The 17,897-nt window shown below is 36.2% G+C and carries 18 protein-coding genes; 10 read left to right on the top strand and 8 right to left on the bottom strand.

Going from position 1 to position 17,897, the window contains the following annotated elements:
* The first annotated feature begins 36 nt into the window (after window positions 1–36).
* Genes HMJ38_RS01895 through HMJ38_RS01885 form a run of 3 tightly spaced genes read left to right on the top strand, consistent with a single transcriptional unit; the run spans window position 37 to window position 2,224 of the window.
* On the top strand, window positions 37–771 hold the full coding sequence (locus tag HMJ38_RS01895; protein ID WP_194972672.1) for an SDR family oxidoreductase: 735 nt from the start codon (window positions 37–39) through the stop codon (window positions 769–771).
* Window positions 771–1,427, top strand: a complete 657-nt coding sequence (locus HMJ38_RS01890; RefSeq protein WP_194972671.1) for a TVP38/TMEM64 family protein — start codon at window positions 771–773, stop codon at window positions 1,425–1,427. The genes HMJ38_RS01895 and HMJ38_RS01890 overlap by 1 nt, the downstream gene beginning before the upstream one ends.
* Window positions 1,428–1,438: 11 nt before the next feature.
* Window positions 1,439–2,224, top strand: a complete 786-nt coding sequence (locus tag HMJ38_RS01885; protein WP_194972670.1) for a DJ-1/PfpI family protein — start codon at window positions 1,439–1,441, stop codon at window positions 2,222–2,224.
* A gap of 150 nt (window positions 2,225–2,374) precedes the next feature.
* Here HMJ38_RS01885 and HMJ38_RS01880 read toward each other — a convergent pair whose 3' ends face one another.
* The 6 genes from HMJ38_RS01880 to HMJ38_RS01855 all read right to left on the bottom strand — a co-directional run bounded on the left by HMJ38_RS01880 (window position 2,375) and on the right by HMJ38_RS01855 (window position 7,340).
* Entirely contained in the window at window positions 2,375–3,283 is a 909-nt protein-coding gene (locus HMJ38_RS01880) for a helix-turn-helix domain-containing protein (protein ID WP_194972669.1), read from the bottom strand.
* Window positions 3,280–3,786 (bottom strand): hypothetical protein, encoded by a 507-nt coding sequence (locus HMJ38_RS01875; RefSeq protein WP_194972668.1) that lies wholly within the window; start codon window positions 3,784–3,786, stop codon window positions 3,280–3,282. The genes HMJ38_RS01880 and HMJ38_RS01875 overlap by 4 nt, the downstream gene beginning before the upstream one ends.
* On the bottom strand, window positions 3,783–4,619 hold the full coding sequence (locus HMJ38_RS01870; RefSeq protein ID WP_194972667.1) for an SDR family NAD(P)-dependent oxidoreductase: 837 nt from the start codon (window positions 4,617–4,619) through the stop codon (window positions 3,783–3,785). Before HMJ38_RS01870 ends, HMJ38_RS01875 begins: the two co-directional genes overlap by 4 nt.
* A 12-nt stretch (window positions 4,620–4,631) precedes the next feature.
* On the bottom strand, window positions 4,632–5,588 hold the full coding sequence (locus HMJ38_RS01865) for an SDR family NAD(P)-dependent oxidoreductase (RefSeq protein WP_194972666.1): 957 nt from the start codon (window positions 5,586–5,588) through the stop codon (window positions 4,632–4,634).
* 244 nt (window positions 5,589–5,832) lie between these two features.
* A complete protein-coding gene (locus HMJ38_RS01860) occupies window positions 5,833–6,660 on the bottom strand; it encodes an alpha/beta fold hydrolase (RefSeq protein ID WP_194972665.1) in 828 nt (275 codons plus the stop codon).
* A gap of 47 nt (window positions 6,661–6,707) precedes the next feature.
* Window positions 6,708–7,340 (bottom strand): TetR/AcrR family transcriptional regulator, encoded by a 633-nt coding sequence (locus HMJ38_RS01855; RefSeq protein ID WP_194972664.1) that lies wholly within the window; start codon window positions 7,338–7,340, stop codon window positions 6,708–6,710.
* Between the two features lie 66 nt (window positions 7,341–7,406).
* Between HMJ38_RS01855 and HMJ38_RS01850 the strand changes: the two genes are divergently transcribed.
* From HMJ38_RS01850 to HMJ38_RS01835, 4 genes are all read left to right on the top strand, one after another.
* Window positions 7,407–7,676, top strand: a complete 270-nt coding sequence (locus HMJ38_RS01850) for a hypothetical protein (protein ID WP_194972663.1) — start codon at window positions 7,407–7,409, stop codon at window positions 7,674–7,676.
* Window positions 7,651–8,076, top strand: coding sequence for a DUF6508 domain-containing protein (locus HMJ38_RS01845; protein ID WP_194972662.1), 426 nt, complete (start codon window positions 7,651–7,653; stop codon window positions 8,074–8,076). The genes HMJ38_RS01850 and HMJ38_RS01845 overlap by 26 nt, the downstream gene beginning before the upstream one ends.
* Before the next feature lie 633 nt (window positions 8,077–8,709).
* Window positions 8,710–9,705 (top strand): hypothetical protein, encoded by a 996-nt coding sequence (locus HMJ38_RS01840; protein WP_194972661.1) that lies wholly within the window; start codon window positions 8,710–8,712, stop codon window positions 9,703–9,705.
* A gap of 298 nt (window positions 9,706–10,003) precedes the next feature.
* Window positions 10,004–10,426, top strand: a complete 423-nt coding sequence (locus HMJ38_RS01835) for a DUF6508 domain-containing protein (protein WP_194972660.1) — start codon at window positions 10,004–10,006, stop codon at window positions 10,424–10,426.
* Between the two features lie 163 nt (window positions 10,427–10,589).
* Here HMJ38_RS01835 and HMJ38_RS01830 read toward each other — a convergent pair whose 3' ends face one another.
* Both HMJ38_RS01830 and HMJ38_RS01825 read right to left on the bottom strand, forming a co-directional pair.
* Window positions 10,590–11,246: a DUF6266 family protein gene (locus HMJ38_RS01830; protein WP_194972659.1), complete on the bottom strand. Its 657-nt coding sequence runs from the start codon at window positions 11,244–11,246 to the stop codon at window positions 10,590–10,592.
* A 429-nt stretch (window positions 11,247–11,675) separates the two neighbouring features.
* Window positions 11,676–11,939 carry a hypothetical protein gene (locus tag HMJ38_RS01825; protein ID WP_228779827.1) on the bottom strand — a complete coding sequence of 88 codons (264 nt, stop codon included), beginning with the start codon at window positions 11,937–11,939 and terminating at the stop codon, window positions 11,676–11,678.
* Window positions 11,940–12,626: 687 nt separating this feature from the next.
* Between HMJ38_RS01825 and HMJ38_RS01820 the strand changes: the two genes are divergently transcribed.
* The 3 genes from HMJ38_RS01820 (at window position 12,627) to HMJ38_RS01810 (ending at window position 17,893) form a co-directional block, all read left to right on the top strand.
* Window positions 12,627–13,973 (top strand): C1 family peptidase, encoded by a 1,347-nt coding sequence (locus tag HMJ38_RS01820; protein ID WP_194972658.1) that lies wholly within the window; start codon window positions 12,627–12,629, stop codon window positions 13,971–13,973.
* A 365-nt stretch (window positions 13,974–14,338) separates the two neighbouring features.
* Window positions 14,339–14,632: a helix-turn-helix domain-containing protein gene (locus tag HMJ38_RS01815; protein WP_194972657.1), complete on the top strand. Its 294-nt coding sequence runs from the start codon at window positions 14,339–14,341 to the stop codon at window positions 14,630–14,632.
* Window positions 14,633–17,893 carry a helicase-related protein gene (locus HMJ38_RS01810; RefSeq protein WP_194972656.1) on the top strand — a complete coding sequence of 1,087 codons (3,261 nt, stop codon included), beginning with the start codon at window positions 14,633–14,635 and terminating at the stop codon, window positions 17,891–17,893.
* Window positions 17,894–17,897 lie beyond the last annotated feature (4 nt).

Raw genomic sequence — 17,897 nt, 5'->3', positions numbered from 1 at the left:
GCCATCAAATTTGTACTGAATTAAATAATCAGGATCATGAAGCTGAAGGGAAATAAAATCCTTATTACAGGAGCAACATCAGGAATAGGGGAAGCATTGCTCAATACATTTATCAGACTAGATAATCAGGTTATTGCATTAGGGAGGAATAAAGAAAAGCTCAATCAACTTGCCCTGAAAAACAACCGAATAATTCCATTCCCCTGCGATATTTCCCAATCAGAAGAATTGGATAGACTGATCCTATTTATAGAACAGGAACATCCGGACACAAACATTTTAATCAATAATGCAGGTATTCAACATAACTATTATTTTGAAGAAGAAGATGCTCATTTAGGGAAAATCGAACAGGAAATCAACATCAATTTTCTGGCTCCCATCAAATTGATAAGTCTCTTTTTGCCAACTCTTCAGTTAAACCCCAATGCGGCGATTGTCAATGTATCTTCAGGTCTGGGATTGGTCCCCAAAAAGCAGGCACCGGTATACTGTGGTACCAAAGCAGGTTTACATATTTTTACCAAAGCACTTCGTTATCAGCTTAATAATGTCAAGGTTTTTGAAATCATCCCTCCTTTGGTAGACACCCAAATGACAGCAGGAAGGGGAAAAGGTAAAATCAGTCCAGAAAAACTTGTTGAGGAATTTATTACCTCCTTTAAGAAAGACCATTATGAGATCAACATCGGTAAGGTAAAACTATTGAAGATTATCAATCGGATAAGTCCAGCATTGGCAGAATACATCATGAAAAACGGAGGGGAATAATGAGGGCTATCCTAAAAATAATATTTATCCTAACCCTATTTTTTGCTTCTACATTTCTAATTGCCCGGTTTACTGGGATATTCAGTCTGGAAGACATCCTTGAATGGTTAGAAAAAGCCCAGGAAATAAATCCCATATACCTTTTCATCCTGGTAGTTCTCATCTTGTTCATTGACCTGTTTATTGCCATACCTACATTGACCGTTACGGTACTTTCGGGACACTTTCTTGGCTTTGGCTATGGTGGATTGGCAGCTGTCACGGGAATGCTGATGGCTGGAATTGCAGGATATACGATCAGTAAAAAATTCGGAGATAGGGTTTTAAAGAAAATTGTTCCGATTGAAAGTAAGAGGAAGGAGGCAATCATCAGCTTTAACAACTATGGCACCGTAATGATTCTGCTAAGTAGGGTATCTCCTATTTTACCGGAAGTCTCTGCATGCTTGGCAGGGATGACCGGAATGGATTTTAGAAAATTCTTACAGTATTGGTGTCTAAATACAATGCCGTATGCTTTGATAGCCTCATATTCAGGGTCTATCAGCAGTCTGAATAATCCAAATCCTGCGATCTACGCATCACTTTCTATCTATGCTTTTCTAGGATTGGGCTGGTATGCATTCAGGAAATATAAAAAATCAAACGAACTCTAAAAACAAATCAAATGAAAAAGTCAATCATTTTATTCACAATTATTATGTTCTATTCGAATTTCACTGTTCAGGGTCAAAACAAAAAGATACTTTTTGTTTTGAGTGCGGAGGATACTCTTTTACTCAATAGCAGCAAAAAAGAAAGACAAACGGGGGTTTTCCTCAATGAATTTTACTACGCTTACAAAGCAATTGCTACAGAAGGATATGAGGTGGACTTTGCAACACCTAATGGACGAAAGGCGACCATCGATCAGGAAAGCCTTGAAGATGATTACTGGAAAGAAAATCCGGCCTTAAAACAAGAGGCAATGGATTTTTGGGAAAAGAATCAAAATTTTTCAAATCCAATAACTTTGGAAAATGCAATTGACCGATCCGGGGAATATATCGGATTGGTTATTCCAGGAGGACAGGGTCTAATGGTTGACCTTTACCATGACCCTAATATTCCCATATTGTTGAAAGCATTTGCAAATAACAATAGCGCGATGGGTCTCATTTGTCATGCCCCTGTTTTGATCACTACCATACCCAAAGATGAAAATCCATTTGTCGGATACAGGGTCAATTCGGTAAGCCCTGTGGAAGAATTTTATATAGAGAGATTTATAATGAAAGGGAAACCGGAAAACCGGAAAATTGCAGGTCAGCTAAAGAAACTTGGATTGATTTATGAAAAAGGAAGACCCGGAAAGGGTTATGCTGTCAGAGACCGAAATTTGGTCAGCAGTCAAAATCCGTATTCCGGTACGGAGTTTAATAAATTATTTTTAGAGTTGCTTTCAGAATATTAGATTGAAACGGATATTATGGAGGTAATGCTTCTACCTCTTTTTACCTCATAAGGCAGCGTTGACAATATTCTATTCCTTCTAAACCAATTAAATTGTGATAATGGAAAATTGCGAATTCCAAAATAGGTCAAGTCTTATTTGTCTTGTCAATCAATTCAAACTTCTAAATGCCAATGGCGTCATCCCCACTTTAGACTTAAACATGCGAAAGAAATACTGCGGGTACTCAAAACCCAATCCGTAGGCAATTTCATAGACCGTATCATTGGTATTAAGCAATCGGTATTTTGCAATTTCGATGATTTCAAGGTTTAAATATTCTTTGATGGTTTTCCCTGTCTCTTTTTTCAGCAGATCACTCAAATAGCCCGAAGACAAATGCAGTTGTTCAGAGAAAAAATCTACTTGTGGTATACCATTTTCAGCAATTGCATTTGAATCTAGATATTCTCGCACTAGCTTTTCAAAGCGTGAAATGACATCTAGGTTTTGTTTTTGTCGGGTGATAAACTGTCGTCCATAAAACCGCTGAGAGTAGTTCAAGAGTTGCTCAATGGCGGTACAGATTACCGCATGGCTTTGCCGGTCGAGTTTGCTCTGGTATTCCAATTGGATGCTTTTGATGAGCATATTCAACATTTTCTGTTCTTCATCCGAGACATGCAGGGCTTCGTTCACACTGTAGCTAAAAAAACCAAATTCTTTGATTTTTTTACCCAAAGATGTAGGTAAAATTAGGTCAGGATGGAAAAACAAGCCCCATCCCTGGAAGCTTACATCCTCATTTAGATCACCTACTGAGAAAACCTGACCTGGAGCCAAAAACATCAGGGTGCCTTCCTCAAAATCATAGGATTGTCTCCCATAGCGCAAAGAAGGTGGGGATGGGGTTTTAAGACTTATCAAATAGAAATCATTGACTAATCGAATGTTTAAATAATCCGGTTGGATATGGATTTGGTTATAGTCCAGCACCGTTATAAGAGGATGCTTTGGTTTGTCAAATCCCAGCATTTGGTGCAATTGACTAATGGAACGTAGATGTTTAATTTCTTTCATGGTTTTATGAGTTCGATAGTATAAATCCTTGCACGTTGATGGGCAAATCCATCGACCACCCAACCAAATACCCCCCAAAGGAGAAGTCCAATGGCTAAGCCGTACCACCAATCGCCCACGCCCCAAAATCCAAGAAAAATTCCAACCAACAATATACCTGTCCAAATGATTTTTAAGGGCATCCACCAGCTATTAACTCCTCCTGACTTCTCAAATCGTTCTGCTTCTTTTATTTTAAAAGACCTTAGATCTTTCGCAAATTCTAAAGGAAGTTCCGCCAGCCTTTTTTGATTGTTTATAGCGTTAAATCCTCCGGCAAATAGCCCGAGCAAACCCAAAAATAGCAAGGGATAAAACAATCCTCTCAACATATCATTTGAATTCATGTTAAGCAAGATCTTAGCATCAATAATCACAACCATCACTCCAAAACCAGTTAGCCACAATGCTTCATTGCGCTCGCTTTTGTAATACCAAAGTACTGTTTCTGCAAAATCAATCATTTCAAAAGTCCTAATTGGTTTAAGATCATTTTATCAAAAGCCTGATCACTCAAAAGTCTTTTCATTACTGGCATTATCTTAGCCGTTCGACCTATCCTGATTCTGGATTTTGGTTTATTTAAAACGCTACTTTGCACAATTATTTCGGCTACTACTTTAGGTTTTAAAATGGGAAAAGCGCTATTTGAACTATTCAAAATCGAATCTATCATTTTTCCGAAGTTAGTCCTCATTTTACCATATGGATTTCCTTCCAAAGGCTCAGGGTAAAACACTTTGCTATGATTAAGGAAATCTGTTTCGACTCCTCCTGGTTTTACTAAAACCACTTGAATACCAAATGGTGCCAACTCCTGCCTAAGCCCATCGCTAAAGCTTTCCAATGCATACTTTGATGCATGATAGGCACTTGCTCCTGCAGATGTAAAATCACCACCTACGGAACCAATATTGATGATTCTCCCATTTCTATTTTTTCGCATCAAGGGTAAAACCTTTTGGGTAACCCGGATCAATCCGAAAACATTAACATCAAACTGATAATGTAGGTTTTCCATGGTCAATTCTTCTACAAAACCATTCTGACAATAACCGGCATTATTGACCAAAATATCTATTTGCTTCGTTTTGGAGAAGATTTTTTGAAATGCATTTTCAATACTTACTTCCTTAGTAACATCCATTGACAGAACGAAACAGCCTATTTCTTCCAAGTCTACCATATTTTCTACCCTCCGGGATGTGGCAATTACCTGAAATCCTTTGTCTCTAAATAGCTTAGCGGTCTCTTTTCCAATTCCTGAAGAAGCTCCTGTTATTAATACAGTTTTCATAACCTAAATTTTTTAAAAGACTGATTCTCCTTTTTCAGTGCTGACATTGAATTGGCGCAACATAAACTTATCGAAACCCCGATCACTTTTTAATCCCCGTATACGAGGAGTGATTTTGGCCAGGGCGCCAATGCGGTATCGGGTTTTGGGCTTTCTTTTTTCAGCTGATTTTACAATCACTTCTGCTACTTTTTCTGGAGTCAAAATACCATATGTGCGGTTTTCAAGATCAAACATCGCATTAGATTGAGCCAAAAATTTCTCTCGCATCTCCATGTAAGGACTTTCAGGCATAGGTTCAGGATACAGCTGATTAGCAGTGCTCATGAAATTTGTGTAAACTCCACCAGGCTTGATCAGTACAACTTCAATCCCAAAAGGACGAAGTTCTCCTCTAAATCCATCAGTGATACTTTCCAAAGCCCATTTTGAAGCGTGATAGGCAGTTGCCCCCGGAGTAGTGAACTCACCTCCAACAGAACCTATATTGATGATTCTACCTGATTTCCGCTCCCGCATTAAAGGCAAGACCAACTGTGTCATTCGAATCAATCCAAAGACGTTCACATCAAATTGTTGTTGAATTTTTTCGATTGACAATTCTTCTAAAAACCCATTTTGTCCGTATCCGGCATTGTTTACGAGTATATCAATGCCTCCTGTTTCGGCTTCTATGGCTCGAATTTCAGAGACCATGATAGAATCAATGGTAACATCAATGTACCTCACTCTACAGCCAAGGTCTGTTAAATCCTGCATCTTCGAGATGTTTTTGTCAGTAGCATAGGTAATGTAGCCTTTTTGTGCAAAGGCAATTGCAGTAGCTTTTCCTATGCCATTCGCAGCACCTGTAACAAGCACCGTTTTTGGTTTAACGGGGTCTTGGGCATTTACCCAACCAAAGTTCATTGCCAAACCCATAACAACTATGGCCTTACATACCCATTTAATTATTTTAATCTGTAGCATATTTTTGTTTTAAAATGATGCTACAAAGTTGTGATTCCGGAAAACCTAAATGACTATACAAAATCAGGCTGATAGTATAGTTTTTAGGGAAATGATATTGTTTTGAAATAAAAACAATAAATCCAGAATTGGACACATACTAAAATTACAAAACACCATAAAACGATTAAAAACGTTTGACTTTAAAATGCTCAAAATGGAATAGGTGTTAGGAGACCAATAAATAAATCATTCAGCTTGTTTTTTACCTTAAATAATCAACCACTAACCTTACTACATTTGGAGACTTCAGATTGTGTCCAAATCCATTAGTAGTGATGAGTTCAGAATTTACCCAAACCTCTGCCATCTCCAAGGCATTTGCATATGGGGTTTCAGGGTCATTTTTGTCATGGATAATCAGTCCCGGAATATCAAGGAATCTTGCAAATGTGGCCAGAGAAATATCTTCAACCTTATGTCTTACCTGCATTTGGAAAACATTGGTCACATTATCCATGGTATGCTTTTTCAATTGTAAAGCAGAAGAATAAAAGGCAAAAAATTCAGCAGCACGACTTGGAGAGGCCATAGAAACAAATTTGCCTATTTTGTTGATATGGTAATATGTTTTGGCATAAAGCACCGAAAAACTTCCAATGGAGTGGGCTACAACTGCATCAAAACCACCATACTTTTCAACCAACAAAGAAATCAAAAAAGCATTCATGGGTACATGAAACTGATCTCCTCCACTTTGGCCATGCCCTGGTGCATCGAAGGCAATCAAAGTATATTCATCCTTGGGAAGTAATGCAATAAACTGTTTCCACCTATAGCTATGGCTTTGCCAACCATGAACAAAAAGTACTTTTTTAGGACCTTGCCCCCAAGAATATAGCCTAATGTTAACCCCATTAAAATCAAAATCCTCCTGATCGGAAGTATCGAAAAACTCCTTGTGTTGCCTCTTGAGTTTCGACCTGCCGGGTTTACAAAATAACCTATACCCTACTTCTCCACCTTTCTTGGGGCTGATTTTATTGAGGGTATTTAAGTACAGGCCAATAGATTGATAAATTATCCGTTTCATATTATTTAAATTAAGATACCAATCGGTATCATATATGGTAAATTTTTTTATGCCGATATACTCTTAATTCTTTGTTCCAAATCCTCAATTACCCAAAATAGGTCTTTTGGACTCTGACGGATTTTACTCAACAAAACGCCACCTTCCAAAGTCGCTATGAAAACTGATGCAAACCTTTCAACCTCAATATCTTCTTTAATTTGACCATAGCTTATTCCCTTTTGTAAAATATGTTCTACAGAGGATTGAAGCGTATTTAACAAGTCTCTCACACTTTTATTGAGCTCTGGTCTTGTATCATCAGTTTCCACCCCTGCATTCAGAATCGGACATCCTCCTTGAATCACAGGTGTAAACACATAGGTCCGGAAAAACACTGCTATCGCAAGCAACTTTTCCGGAGCTGTCATTTCTTTTTTAATGACCTCTCGGAACTTACCTTTCATCTTTTCTGCCATAAAGTGAAAGGTACTTTCTTCCAAATCCTCCTTATCTGTAAAGTGCCGATAGATTGCACCTTTTGTCAAACCCGTAGCTTTGGTGATATCACTGATCGATGTAGCCTTATACCCTTGCGTATTAAAAAGTCCTGCTGAAATACTTATGATCTTTTCTTTTGTCAATTCTGGATTACGCATAAACAAAGATACCAATCGGTATCTTACTTCCAAACTAATCATAGGAAAATCATTAAAAAAATCAAGGATTAAGTATTGAACTTTCCAAATTCCAACTTCACTTGATGAATGATATGGTTTGAGGTCATTCCCATATTCTGGGATGCAATTTTTTTATTATTCAAAGTTGCTTTTAGACCAATAGGTTTAAAATGTATTGAAGGAAGACAAGCTGCCACTTCCTCATACTTCGGAACAGGCATCATGTACAGACATAAGGTTCAGCCACTTGCCGTAAAATCCCTTTTCGGTCAAAGGAATTTTCGGCAAGAGGCTTTGAGGAAACCGGAATTTTGGGATATCTTGGAAGGTGATGAAACCTGTACATACTCCCCTTGAGAACTTTGAAAGTTTTCTTGGATCCGAAAAAGGAAAAAATGCCCTTGCAACTTTAAGGACTTTTATCCTCCCGATGGAAGAAGAATTCCAAAGGGTCAAAAAAGCCGTTCCCGTAACCCTGACTGAGGAAGCCAGGAAGCGCTATATGGATTTTGATATTGTTGGGCAGGAACTTAAGAAACACTTGATGTATTCAGGGCTGCTGATAGAATTTGCTTGGGAGGAATGGACCGAAGGATTGGAAATTGTGCAGGGCATCAGGAAAATACCTGGTATCAGTCCTTTCAAAATCCTCAAATTGTTGAGTGTGATCATGTATATGGAAAAAGACAACAACAGTTTTCTGGATGATTCCATTAAAAACGGTATGGTGCTGAAATTGGTGAAGGGATTGTTTTAGCCTCCCCTCCTACCACTTCCTCATTCTTCGGAACAGGCAGTTGGGTCAAAGCGACTGTGCAGCCACTTACCGGAAAATCAAGTAATTATTGGAAGGATTGGAAGGGATTTTCGGCAAGAGGCTTTGAGGATAACAAATTAGATTTTTATCCCTGACTAAAAAATACTACAAACAACCCAAGTAAAACGAATCTGATACCAGCATTTTACCATTGTGGGGCTGTTCCTGACTGAAAGCAAGATAGACATGCCAATTGGAATTTAATTTCTTGGAAGCAAGTGGTATGAATTGGCTTTTGGATGATCTGTCTTTTCATTAAATTTAAGTATCTCTTCAAACAAACCTGACAAGTTCGGCTATTATAGGAATTGAATTTTCAAATTCTGATGGAATAACAAATAATTCAGGAAACCAAGGTTCAACAGAGGATACTGTCAATGTCTATGATTGTTGAAGAAAAACATTTAGTTCTTGATAGAAGGTCAAGTTCCTAAAATTTGGAAAATCAGAATCTGTTTTTTGATTTTTAAATCTTGCTTTTAATTTGCTTAAATGCTTTAAATCCCTTAATTTTTTCATAGATTGTTTGATTAACACTGAAATAATTTTGTTTGAATCTAAAAATCCAAATTGATGGAAAATAAAAATGCAGAATTAGAGGTATATAACCTTAGGACAGTAATTGTAAGTTTATTACTTGGTTTTTTTGGGGTAGGACTATTAGTAGTTTCTTATATTTTTCAAAAATATGATTATGATCCATTATTCATATTCGCTATAGGGTCTATAGGTACAACAATTTTAACCGTTGGAATTATTTCACTTCTTTATGAAGTGTTGTTAAGGAGAAGTTTTATTAATGTAACCCAACAAAGTATTCAGAGGATTTTTTTGGATGAAAAGCAAAAGTCCAATGAACTTTTGAAAATTGAAAAAGCAAAAATTGAAAAGTACGTTGAGGATGAAAAAATTAAACTTTTCGATTACTATGAAAAAGAAAAAATCGGTATTGAAAAGAATTTAAGAGGTATTATTGAAGAAGCTATTCCGCCAAAATATTCAAATATAAAAAGAGTTGGTATCGTAGATACTTATGATTTTTTAGAAATGGAAAGATTAAGGCAAAAAATTGAGAAACTTGAAAACACTGAATTTAAAATTCTTAAAATTTATACACCTACACTGAATTTATTGGAATCTACAATTATAAATTCTATTGAAAACCGTAATGTGGCATTTAGGATTAACCTTCTCAATCCATGTTGTGAAGAAGCAATAGACAAAAGGGCTAAATCACTTAAAGATTATGATAAAGACCAAATCAAAGAGGAAATCATCAAAAATTTAAGGAGATGCAAATCTATATTTAAACGGATTGAGAAAAAAGAAAATTTTAAAGTCAGATTATATGATTCGTTTATATCCGTCCCAATCTACGGTTATGGTACAAGTTACATCATGGGTTTGTACCTACATAATAGATTATCTGAAGAGGGCGTACAGATAAAAGTAAGTGGAATAGGGAGTGTCCTGTACAAAAGAGTCGATGAGCATTTTGAGAATATATGGGCAAATGCAAAAGATGTAAATCTTGAAGATGAAGATTTTCTAAAAAAAATAAGCCTTTAGTATTAACAAAAAGATGTAAGAAAATTGGCTTTACAAAAGCATCTAGGTTTGGATTTGTATTGAGAAAGAAAACAAACTCCATTGAATGTTTTCTTTATAAGCTTTCTAATTTAGACCTATCAAATTTGATAGCCCATTTATATTGAACCTGACCACCCTGCCACTTCCTCATACTTCGGAATAGACAGCATGGACAGGCCTACGGTTCAGCCACTTGCCGTAAAATCCCTTTTCGGTCAAAGGGATTTTCGGCAATAGGCTTTGAGGAAACCAGAATTTTGGGATATCTTGAAAGGTGATGAAACCTGTCCATACCCCCATTGAGAACTTTGAAAGTTATCTTGGATCCGAAAAAGGAAAAAATGCCCTTTCAACTTTAAAGACTTTTATCTCACCGATGGAAGAAGAATTCCAAAGGGTGAAAAAAGCCGTTCCTGTAACCCTGACAGAGGAAGCCAGAAAGCGCTATATGGATTTTGATATTGTGGGTCAGGAGCTTAAGAAACACTTGATGTATTCTGGTCTGCTGATAGATTTTGCCTGGGAGGAATGGACCGAAGGATTGGAAATCGTGCAGGGCATCAGGAAGATACCGGATATCAGCCCTTTCAAAATCCTCAAATTGCTGAGCGTGATCATGTATATGGAAAAAGACAACAACGGATTCCTGGATGATGCCATTAAAAACAGTATGGTGCTGAAAATGCTGAAGGGCCTATAGCTACCTCCTGCCACTTCCTCATACTTCGGAACAGGCAGTATGGACAAGGTGATTGTGCAGCCACTTGCCGGAAAATCAGGTTATTATTGGAAGGCTTGGAAGGGATTTTTGGCAATAGGCTTTGAAGATAACAAATATGATTTTTACCTCTGGCTAAAAAATACTACAAACAACCCAAATAAACCGAATCTGATACCAGCATTTTTCCATTGTGGGACTGTTCCTGACTGAAAGCCAGATAGACATGCCAATTGGAATTTAATTTCTTGGAAGCAAGTGGTATGAATTGGCTTTTGGATGATCTGTCATTGCCAAGCATGATGTAGGTAGCCAAATTTCGCTCCGGATTATGGAGGACTATGAAGGCTTTGTCCCAAGGTTTGGCATTTGATGTTTGGGAGTCGTTATTCCAGGAAATTTCAATCCCATCTTCCACTTTTTCTGCTTTGGCATTTTCGGGAGGCAATAAGCTTCCTTGGCTTATTTTAAATAAGGAGGGGTCAATCGCAAATTTCAGTCCATCAGAGACAAAGCAATTGTTCAAGGTGTAGGAAACACAGGCATGGAAAGGTCTCCTTGCCCCATTCTCAAATTCCTGAAATCCAAAAGCAATGGCTTTGGTGAGCGGTTTCAGGTAGCTCTGTGTTAAAGTCATCTTGTTTTGATAGAGTTTCTTAAGTGGAGAAACGTTCTTTTTTTGGGCTTTCGTTTGTTTTGGAGGTGCCTTTCGGACATAAGTCTTCCCTCCTACCTGATAATAAACAATACCGCCAATTTTTCCATTAAATATCCCTGCGGTTGACTCAATTACTTTTGCCATAAGAAAAAGGTTGAAATTTAGGAATGGTTATCGCTTTTTTGGTAGTAAACCAATTTTCTATTAAAAACATGTCGGATGTCCGATGTCGGATGTCCGATGTACCGAACATACCAGTTTCCAGACAAGGATTTTATTGAATTACCATTTTATTGGCATCATTGCGTACAATCATGTAATAAGAACTTAATATATAAAATTTAATTTGAAACTACTCAATACGGCAGTTAAATCTGGTCTCAGGCGAGATGCTCTAGCTCCAATACCAAAAAAATTATTGAAGGGAAAATGGTGTTTCAATGGAAATTGATTGGTCAATGATTGGTCAAGCGTCCAAACATCTACCGAAGTGGGTGCTTTGGAGGCAGGAGGTAAGACCCTACTGATGAAAACTGTAGCTAAAATTGTTATAAGTATTTACATTAACTGTTTCTATTTACTCTCAGGCAGGACCCTCAGTCCTTCCATTTCTAAATCCCTCAGCTTCATGCCAGCAAGAATGAATTCATCAGCTTCTACATGCTTTTTGAATTCATAGATCAACTTAAGCAAAAGCTTTCCTTTCTTTATCCTTTCCATTGGAAACGGATTTAAATTGGCAGTAGTGAGCTTGTGAAGCTTCTCCCCTATGCTGGCTTCTTTCTGTTCTAGTTTCGCTAAAATCTCGAAAACATCCATTGTTAATATTTTAAACATTTTTATGTTAATAATATCAGCAAAATAATTTCACAGGCAAAGGATCATTTTGAAAATTTCCGGTCAACATCAATCAATGTCACCAAAAAGAATTAAAGCATTTACTGCACATCCAGCCAAAACAAATTTTTAGTTAGTGAAAACTGGAAGTCCAAGAGATGTGAAAATGATTAATTCAACTTGCAGTCAATGCAGTTAAATTGCAGTCCTTTTCTCTGAAAATCATCAATTCCAAGTAATTAAATGAATCCCTGCAAAAAGTGCAAGGACTGCAAGTGACAAAGGTGAAATCTAGATTTTCTCCCCCCGAAGCTTTGGCTTTTGGGGGGAATAGTCACTTTTTAATACATTTTTGACTATTAAACTTAAAAAATACCCTGTTTAGGGTATTTTTTATGAATGGAGATATAGTTAGGTTTGAATTGTAGGATAAATGATATCACTAGTTAACTGTGATGATAAATATGAGAGTTAGAACAAATTTAAAATAATGACATGAAAAATAAATCGAAGTTAACGGGCGACAAAATTGTAGTTATCCAAAATACAAAAGATTCGAAAATAAAAATCAATGAAGGAAATTCTGAGAAACAAAAAACTAACTATAAATTCATAAGATAAAATCGCTCTTACAGCCGGAATTAATACAACCTATTTGTAAAATTAATATTTGATAAAAACCTTAATATGAGAACCTGCTTTTTTACTATCATACTATTATTTCATTTCTTATACGCTTCTGGACAAGATGTTTTTACCGGATCAATCTTAATTGAGGAATCAGAATATGCAGGAATTGCTGGAAACTTACCTCAAACACCTGTTGCAGATCTACCTTACTCGATTGACTTATCAGAGTATCTGCCACCTGTTGGTGACCAAGGTAATCAGAATTCATGTGTAGCTTTCGCAATCGCATATGGTGCACAAACTTATTATGCAAAAAAAGGCAAAGATATATGGACTTATATAAATAATACTGGACAATTGAATTATGATAATATCTTTTCTCCTAGTTTTGTTTATAATCAAATAAATAGAGGTGTTGATGAGGGTAGTAGTTATATTGAAGCATTAAACTTGCTTAAAGATCAAGGAGTTTGTACCTGGAGTTCGATGCCTTATTTTGATAATGATTTTCGGTCTTCTCCAACTCAAACAGCAAAAGAACAAGCAGGTAATTTTAAAATTGAGCGCTATTTTAGGCTTGGTGAAAGACAAGATTTACTTTCTGATGTAAAAGAACAATTGGCTAATTCACATCCTGTTATTGCTAGCGCTATTTCTGATATAAATTACCTTAGAGGGGGTTATGGGAATAATCCAAACAATCCGTATGTATGGACAACTATAGGAAGTTTTAACCCAAGAATGGGACACGCTATCCTTATTGTCGGATATGACGACAATCGTCAAGCTTTTAAGTTTCTTAACTCTTATGGTAGGAGATGGGGCAATGATGGATTTGGATGGATAAATTATTCTATTTTTAATGGCGTAGTTAAACAAGCTTTTACAATGAAGCCATCCTTCACAAAACCGGAAATGGTAAATACTATTGTAAAAGAAAACAGAAACACTTTAAATAGTAATGATATTAATATAGGACTAAACCTAAGTGTTAATTTTGTCCAACATATGAATAGTTATACTCATCCACAAATTCTACCTCAAAATAGAATTATGACAGTCAGTGGTCTAGTTTCAGTCCCTAATAACATTGGAAGTTCGGCTCAAATTATTATTTATTACTATTTAATTGATCCTAGTGGAAGAAGGACTCCGTTGCCGGGATTTCTTCCAGGATATAGTTTACAATCAGGTCAAGCAATTTCTTCAACACCTACAATTTCAACTACTCAAGAAATTATCAATTTGGGTTGGTACTCAACTATCCCATATTATGCGTTTCCGCGATATGGTTCGTTTTCAACTCCGGCGCGAACATATATTGTTGAGGCTGAACCGGCATTAATTGTTGATAATTATCCAGTCAGACTTGGGACATCCTTTCAATTTACTGTTACACAATGACCTTTCATAATCTAAGAAATATCTATTGCGGCTACATCACCCATCAAAAAGTGGCAATTCAGTGGTAATCACTTTTTGTGCTTGTGTATATTTTCTTGGTTAATATTGGGAGTTCTTTTAAATCACAGAATATACCAATCCAATAATCAAGTTCCTAAAACAAGAAAAGGTAAATCATTTTTCAGATAATCAAAAATATAACAACGAGACAGCAACAAAGTTGCCTTGTTGACAGACCCTATGTTTTTTTATTCTTTCCCTGCCACTCTTTATTAAGTCATCTCGAATTTGGCTTTAATTATTTAAGGAAATCACATTTTAATCTTATTATATTAGCCAATATTTGTCAAGACAAGAATTTTATAATGGCACCACAACTCGGAGACAAAATTAGAGAGCTTAGAACAAAGCAAAACCTTCTTTTAAGACAGGTGGCTTCTAAACTTGACGTTGACACTTCTATCATTAGTAAAATGGAAAGAGGTGAAAGACCAATCAAGAAAGAGCAGGTTGCAACTTTGGCTGAAATATTAAATGCTGACAAACAAGAACTTCTTACACTCTGGTTAGCTGACCAAGTAATGGATGTGATAAAAGACGAACAATTTGCAGATGAGGCATTAAAGTCAGTAACTAAGAAAATTAAAAAGGGAAAATAAATGGCATCAAACTTTTTTACTAATCAAGGCGAGAATACACTCTACAAGAAATTTGTAGGTGTGTTTGAGCATATGAAAAATATAGAATACTTTAAATCGGTTATTGGTTATTTTAGAGCTTCTGGATATTTCGCTATTCGCAAACATTTCCCTGACAACTTAAAAGTAAAAATCATTGCTGGAATCAATGTTGACCCTTTCATTGCTTTAGCTCAAAAACAGGGACTTTTATTCAATCTTAACGCTAAAGACACTAGAGAATCATTCATAGAATCAATTCAGCAAGACATAATCAATGCAAAATATGGAAAGGACATTGAATCAGGAATCATTCAATTGATTGGTGACATTGCCGAAGGACGAATAGAAATAAGAGCACACAATTCAAAAAAACTACATTCTAAATTTTACATTTTTCTTTCACCCAATTTTAACGAACACAATCCAAACGGAATGGTGATAATGGGTTCGTCTAATCTTTCTGCTCAAGGACTTGGACTTGAAGCAGTGGAGTATAATTACGAAATGAATGTTGAGTTGAGAGATTATGAAAATGTAAATTTTGCTGATACTGAATTTGAAAAGCTTTGGGAACAAAGCACACCAATACTTCCAGTTGATGCACCTGCATTGATAAAGAAGACTTATTTAGAATTAAATCCAACTCCGTTTGAATTGTATGTAAAGTTCTTAATCGAATTTTTCGGGAAGAATATTGAATACGACCCTGATAGCATTAGCGATATTCCGCTAAAGAAGTTTAAAAAACTCAGCTATCAGATTGACGCAGTAAATCAAGGCTACGAATTGCTGTTAAAGCATAATGGTTTCTTTTTAGCTGATGTTGTTGGAACAGGAAAAACGGTAATGGCTGCTTTACTCGCAAAGAAGTTCATTATCAATAATGGCCCTAAATCAAAAATTCTTGTTGTTTACCCACCAACGCTTGAAAAAAACTGGAAAAGCACTTTTAAGGAATTCAGAATTGACGAAAAATGCCATTTCATTGCCAATGGAAGTTTGAACAAAATTGTTGAGGGCGACCACAATTATGCTGAAAAAGAACGCTACGATTTAATTCTAGTTGATGAAGCTCACAAGTTTAGAAACCATAAAAGCCAACAGTTTGAAAACTTGCAAGTGATTTGCAAATCGGGGCGTGAAAATATTGGTGGTATTGAAGGATTTGAAAAAAAGGTAGTATTGATTTCTGCAACACCATTAAATAACAAGCCCGAAGATATTTACTATTTGATTTCTTTATTCCAAGACATCAGAAATAGCAATTTGGCTGAAACCAATTTGCAGAAGTATTTTTATCCTCACATTATCCGCTACAAAACTTTAATTCAGCAAACACCGCTTGACCTGCAAGCAATTCAAGACATTTTTACTGACATCAGGGATAAAGTTGTAAAAGACATTACAATTCGCAGAACAAGGACTGACTTAACTAAAAATGAGCGTTACAGAAAAGACTTGCAAGAACAAGGAATTATTTTTCCTCAAGTTGCAGACCCTTTTGCAAATGAATATGAATTGCCCCACGATTTAGCGACTTTATTTCTTGATACTGCAAACAGCATTATTGACAAAAATAAAGTTGACTTTTTCCGCTATCAGGCAATTGCATATTTGACAGACGAAGCAAACAATGGTCTTTATCAGAGTGCACAAACGATTTCTCGTTCATTGGCTTTCATTATGCAAACGCAGCTAATCAAGCGTTTGGAAAGTAGCTTTTATGCTTTCAAAAACTCGTTGAGCAAAATCACTGCTTCCACAAAGCAAATGATTGAAATGTATGAAAGAGATAGTGTTTTCATAGCTCCTGATTTAGACATTTCAGATTTGTTGAACAAGGGCTATACAGATGAAGAAATTGAAATTGAAATTCTGAAAATTGATGATGACAAGCCAAAGAACAAAAAATTCAAACAATCCGATTTCAAAGCGGGCTTTATTGAAGGATTACGCAGAGACTATGAAAACTTACTTTCTTTAAATGAAAGATGGCAAGCCATTGAAGAACACAACGACCCGAAGTGGAATGTGTTTATTGAGTTGCTTGAAAACGAATATTTCAACAAGGACAAAAACGAGTTAGGCAAATTGGTAATCTTCACGGAATCGGCAGACACATTAAAATATCTGACTTCCCGACTGAAAAAGGAAACAACATACAAAGTTTTAAGCATCACTTCTGAAAACAGAAACAAAGAATTTGAAACCATTCGCGAAAACTTTGATGCCAACTATGAAGGCACTTTTAGAAATGATTACGACATCATTCTAACAACAGATGTTTTGGCAGAAGGAATCAACTTGCATAGAGCCAATGTAATTGTAAACTATGACACACCTTGGAATCCGACAAGGTTAATTCAACGCCTTGGACGTATCAATCGAATTGGAACAAAAGCCCAGTTCATTTACAATTACAACTTCTACCCTTCTGAACACGGAGACGATAGAATTAACCTTCGCCAAAAATCATTAGTAAAACTTCAAAGTAGCCACAGCACATTTGGAGAAGATAATAAAATATACACGCTGGACGAGATAATTGACCAGTTCAGAATGTTTGAGGAAAAAGAAGAAGACAAAGACCTGAGAACGGAATATTTGGAGTGGCTACGAAAATACAGGGAGCAAAACGAAGAACATTTCAATGCTATTCGGAAAATGCCTTTAAAAGTCCGTTGCATTCGCAAAGCGTCTGAAATTGAAAGCAGCATTGCCTTTGTAAAAAATGGAGACCATAAGAATATCTATATTCAGTCAGAGGGGAAATCATTTTCTGTTCCATTTGAAAAGGCAGTAAAGATTTTTGAAGCACCAAAATCAGAAGAAGGTATTTTGCCTGTTCCTGATGTGCATTACAAACACATAAATCATATTTTGGAACAGTTTGAGAGAGACATCACAACTCCCGAAATGATTGGAGGGAATGAAGATAAATTGGACGTAAGGTCAAACAAAGCATTGAATGATTTGAATAATTGGTTAGCCAATCAAATTCTTTCATCACCTGAAAGCATTGAAGCAGGGACAAATTTATTGCCTTTGCTAAAAAATGGAACTTACACCAACTTAACCAATGAAGTTTACAAATTAAGAAACGAAACAAATCCAATGAAATTGGAAATGGAATTGATAAAACTATCTAGGAAATATACTTCCAAAATTAAACGTGAAGCAAAAAAGGACTTAGAACCCTTGCAACCAAAAATTATCATATCCGAAACTTTTGTTTCATAAAAGA

It is taken from the genome of Aquiflexum lacus (assembly GCF_015476655.1).
Lineage (GTDB): Bacteria > Bacteroidota > Bacteroidia > Cytophagales > Cyclobacteriaceae > Aquiflexum > Aquiflexum lacus.
The sequence above is the reverse complement of the archived record's forward strand: the minus strand, read 5'-3'. Positions and strand labels throughout refer to the sequence as shown.

What these genes read in the sequence shown, in the direction of transcription:
- HMJ38_RS01895 (WP_194972672.1), top strand. Translation starts at nt 37, where the DNA reads ATGAAGCTGAAGGGAAATAAAATCCTTATTACAGGAGCAACATCAGGA.
- HMJ38_RS01890 (WP_194972671.1), top strand. Translation starts at nt 771, where the DNA reads ATGAGGGCTATCCTAAAAATAATATTTATCCTAACCCTATTTTTTGCT.
- HMJ38_RS01885 (WP_194972670.1), top strand. Translation starts at nt 1,439, where the DNA reads ATGAAAAAGTCAATCATTTTATTCACAATTATTATGTTCTATTCGAAT.
- HMJ38_RS01880 (WP_194972669.1), bottom strand. Translation starts at nt 3,283, where the DNA reads ATGAAAGAAATTAAACATCTACGTTCCATTAGTCAATTGCACCAAATG.
- HMJ38_RS01875 (WP_194972668.1), bottom strand. Translation starts at nt 3,786, where the DNA reads ATGATTGATTTTGCAGAAACAGTACTTTGGTATTACAAAAGCGAGCGC.
- HMJ38_RS01870 (WP_194972667.1), bottom strand. Translation starts at nt 4,619, where the DNA reads ATGAAAACTGTATTAATAACAGGAGCTTCTTCAGGAATTGGAAAAGAG.
- HMJ38_RS01865 (WP_194972666.1), bottom strand. Translation starts at nt 5,588, where the DNA reads ATGCTACAGATTAAAATAATTAAATGGGTATGTAAGGCCATAGTTGTT.
- HMJ38_RS01860 (WP_194972665.1), bottom strand. Translation starts at nt 6,660, where the DNA reads ATGAAACGGATAATTTATCAATCTATTGGCCTGTACTTAAATACCCTC.
- HMJ38_RS01855 (WP_194972664.1), bottom strand. Translation starts at nt 7,340, where the DNA reads ATGATTAGTTTGGAAGTAAGATACCGATTGGTATCTTTGTTTATGCGT.
- HMJ38_RS01850 (WP_194972663.1), top strand. Translation starts at nt 7,407, where the DNA reads ATGATATGGTTTGAGGTCATTCCCATATTCTGGGATGCAATTTTTTTA.
- HMJ38_RS01845 (WP_194972662.1), top strand. Translation starts at nt 7,651, where the DNA reads ATGAAACCTGTACATACTCCCCTTGAGAACTTTGAAAGTTTTCTTGGA.
- HMJ38_RS01840 (WP_194972661.1), top strand. Translation starts at nt 8,710, where the DNA reads ATGGAAAATAAAAATGCAGAATTAGAGGTATATAACCTTAGGACAGTA.
- HMJ38_RS01835 (WP_194972660.1), top strand. Translation starts at nt 10,004, where the DNA reads ATGAAACCTGTCCATACCCCCATTGAGAACTTTGAAAGTTATCTTGGA.
- HMJ38_RS01830 (WP_194972659.1), bottom strand. Translation starts at nt 11,246, where the DNA reads ATGGCAAAAGTAATTGAGTCAACCGCAGGGATATTTAATGGAAAAATT.
- HMJ38_RS01825 (WP_228779827.1), bottom strand. Translation starts at nt 11,939, where the DNA reads ATGTTTAAAATATTAACAATGGATGTTTTCGAGATTTTAGCGAAACTA.
- HMJ38_RS01820 (WP_194972658.1), top strand. Translation starts at nt 12,627, where the DNA reads ATGAGAACCTGCTTTTTTACTATCATACTATTATTTCATTTCTTATAC.
- HMJ38_RS01815 (WP_194972657.1), top strand. Translation starts at nt 14,339, where the DNA reads ATGGCACCACAACTCGGAGACAAAATTAGAGAGCTTAGAACAAAGCAA.
- HMJ38_RS01810 (WP_194972656.1), top strand. Translation starts at nt 14,633, where the DNA reads ATGGCATCAAACTTTTTTACTAATCAAGGCGAGAATACACTCTACAAG.